The organism is Salidesulfovibrio brasiliensis JCM 12178, from assembly GCF_001311825.1.
Lineage (GTDB): Bacteria > Desulfobacterota > Desulfovibrionia > Desulfovibrionales > Desulfovibrionaceae > Pseudodesulfovibrio > Pseudodesulfovibrio brasiliensis.
Genome location: NZ_BBCB01000144.1, coordinates 1 through 3,463, shown reverse-complemented (window position 1 = coordinate 3,463; position 3,463 = coordinate 1). Strand labels below are relative to the sequence as shown.

The 3,463-nt window shown below is 62.9% G+C and carries 1 protein-coding gene; it reads right to left on the bottom strand.

From position 1 onward, the window contains the following. Window positions 1–3,463 (bottom strand): pyruvate:ferredoxin (flavodoxin) oxidoreductase (nifJ, locus tag JCM12178_RS17110; RefSeq protein ID WP_054653169.1); only part of this gene is annotated, 3,463 nt, incomplete at both ends.

The window sequence follows — 3,463 nt, the reverse complement described above, 5'->3', positions numbered from 1 at the left end:
TGTAGTCCTTTTCAATCTGCTCCCTGAGCTTCTTGGAGTCTTCGGGGTGCATGCGTTCGAGCAGGGCGTAGCGGTTTTCACCGGCCAGGAACTCCTGCATGGTTCCGTCGGGAGCCTTGGAGTCGAGGCTGAACGGGTTCTTGCCCTCGTCGGCCAGAAGCGGGTTGTAGCGGTACAGCGGCCAGTAGCCGGAGTCCACGGCGAGCTTCTGTTCGAACTGGGTCTTGCCCATGCCCTTGCGGATGCCCTGGTTGATGCACGGCGCGTAGCAGATGATCAGGGACGGGCCCGGGTAGGCTTCAGCTTCCTGAATCGCCTTCATGGTCTGCTGCTTGTCCGCGCCCATGGCGATGGAGGCCACGTACACGTAGCCGTAGGTCATGGCCATGCGACCGAGGTCCTTCTTGCCGGTGCGCTTGCCCGCGGCCGCGAACTTGGCGATGGAGCCGAGCGGAGTCGCCTTGGAGGACTGGCCGCCGGTGTTGGAGTAAACCTCGGTGTCCATGACGAAGATGTTGATGTCTTCGCCGGAGGCCAGCACGTGGTCCACGCCGCCGTAACCGATGTCGTAAGCCCAGCCGTCACCGCCGAAGATCCACATGGACTTCTTGGTGAGCAGGTCGGCGTCCTTGGCGATCTCGCCCAGCAGGCCGTCCTTGCCTTCCAGCAGGGCCTTGAGCTTGTCGCCGGCCTCGCGGGACTGGGCCGCGAAGTCCTTGCCTTCAAGCCATGCCTTCATGGCCGCTTCGATCTCGGCGTCGACACCGGCTTCCAGCGCGGCGTTGATCTTGTCGACCAGCAGCTCGCGGCGCTGCTCGACAGCCATGCCCATGCCGTAGCCGAATTCGGCTGCGTCTTCGAACAGGGAGTTGCCCCAGGCCGGGCCGTGGCCGTCCTTGTTCACGCAGTACGGCGTGGTCGGAGCGGACGCGCCCCAGATGGAGGAGCAGCCCGTGGCGTTGGCGATGATCATGCGCTCGCCGAACATCTGGGTGATGGCCTTCACGTACGGGGTCTCGCCGCAACCGGAGCAGGCGCCGGAGAATTCCATCAGCGACTGCTGGAACTGGCTGCCCTTCACCGTGGTGCGCGGCATGAGGCCGTCCTTGTAGGATACGGTCTCGGAGAACTCGAAGTTCGGCACTTCCACGTCGGTCTGCGTGTGCAGCGGCTTCATGACCAGCGCGGATTCCTTGGCCGGGCAGATGTCGGCGCAGTTGCCGCAGCCCAGACAGTCAAGGGTGTTGACCTGCATGCGGTACTTGAGGCCCTTGAGCTGCTTGCCCTTGGCGTCCAGCGTCTTGAAGCTCTCGGGAGCCGAGGCCATTTCCTCGTCGGTGGCCAGCACCGGGCGCAGGGCGCTGTGCGGGCACACGAAGGAGCACTGGTTGCACTGGATGCAGTTGTCGGCGATCCACTCGGGAACGTTGATGGCAACGCCGCGCTTTTCGTATTTGGAGGTCGCCACCGGGAACAGGCCGTCGGCAGTGAAGGCGGAAACCGGCAGATCGTCACCCTTCTGGGCGAGGATCGGGCGGACCACTTCGCTGATGAACTTGGGCTCGTCCTTGGCAGCGGCGGCTTCGTCCTTGGCGTCCTTCCAGGAGGCCGGGACATCGATTTCAACCAGCGCGGCTTCGGCGTTGTCCACCGCGGCGATATTCATGTTGACGATCTTCTCGCCCTTCTTGCCGTAGGCGGTGTGGATGCCTTCCTTCAAGAGCTTCACGGCCTGCTCGAACGGAATCACGTCGGCAAGCTTGAAGAAGGCGGTCTGCATGACCATGTTGATGCGGTTGCCGAGGCCCACTTCACCGGCGATCTTCACCGCGTCGATGTTGTAGAACTTCAGGCCCTTTTCCGCGATGGTCCGCTTCATGGCGGCCGGAAGGTGCTCGTCCATCTCCTCGACGGTGTTCCAGGAGGAGTTCAGCACGAAGGTGCCGCCGTCCTTGATGCCGTCCAGAAGGTCGTACTGGTTCACGTAGCTGGCCTTGTGGCAGGCGATGTAGTCTGCCGCGGTGACCAGATAGGTGGACTGGATCGGGCTGGCACCGAAACGCAGGTGGGAAACCGTGATGCCGCCGGACTTCTTGGAGTCGTAGGCAAAGTACCCCTGTGCGTACATGTCGGTGTTGTCGCCGATGATCTTGATCGCCTGCTTGTTGGCGCCGACGGTTCCGTCGGAGCCGAGGCCCCAGAACTTGCACTGTACAGTGCCTGCGGGGGTGGTATCCAGGGCCTCGGCCACAACAAGGGAGGCGTTGGTAACGTCGTCTTCGATGCCCACCACGAAGTGGCTCTTGGGCGCGCCGGAGGCCATGTTGTCAAAGACGGACTTGACCATGGCCGGGTCGAATTCCTTGGAGCCCAGACCGTAACGACCCGGAATGATTTCCGGAGCGCCGCCCTTCTCGGCGTAAACGGTGCAGACGTCCTGATACAGCGGGTCGCCCAGCGCGCCGGGCTCCTTGGTGCGGTCCAGAACGGTCACGCGGGCAACGGATTCCGGCATGACGGACATGAAATGTTCGGCAGAGAACGGACGGTACAGGCGGACCTTGATCAGGCCGACCTTCTCGCCCTTGGCGGTCAGGTGGTTGACCACTTCCTCGATGGTCTCGCAGGAGGAGCCCATGGAAACGATCACGCGGTCGGCGTCAGGAGCGCCGACGTAGTCGAACGGCTTGTAGGAACGGCCGGTCAGCTCGGAGACCTTCTTCATCTCGTTCACGACGATGTCGGTGAGATTCTCGTAGTAGGGGTTCGCGGCTTCGCGGCCCTGGAAGTAGATGTCCGGGTTCTGGGCGGTGCCGCGCAGCTGCGGATGCTCGGGGTTCATGGAGCGCTTGCGGAATTCTTCCACCTTCTCCATGTTCACCAGCTTGGCCATGTCGTCGTACTCGATGACCTCGACCTTCTGGATCTCGTGGGAGGTCCGGAAGCCGTCGAAGTAGTGCATGAAGGGCACGCTGGACTCGATGGCGGCCAGATGGGAGACGAGCGCCAGATCCATGGCTTCCTGCACGGAGGCCGAGGCGATCATGCCGAAACCGGTCTGGCGGCAGGCCATGACGTCCTGATGGTCGCCGAAGATGGACAGGGCGTGGGCGGCGATGGCGCGCGCGGAAACGTGGAACACGCCGGGCAGCAGCTCGCCGGAAATCTTGTACATGTTCGGGATCATGAGCAGCAGGCCCTGCGACGCCGTGAAGGTGGACGTCAGCGCGCCTGCGGCCAGACAGCCGTGAACCGCGCCCGCTGCGCCTGCTTCCGACTGCAGCTGGCGGACCATGACCTTCTGTCCGAAGATGTTCTTGCGACCCTGCGCAGCCCACTCATCGGCAATCTCGCCCATGGTGGACGACGGCGTGATCGGATAAATACCCGCACACTCGCTCATGGCGTACGCCACATGCGTCGTGGCGGTGTTACCGTCCATGGTTTTCATTTTCTTAGCCAT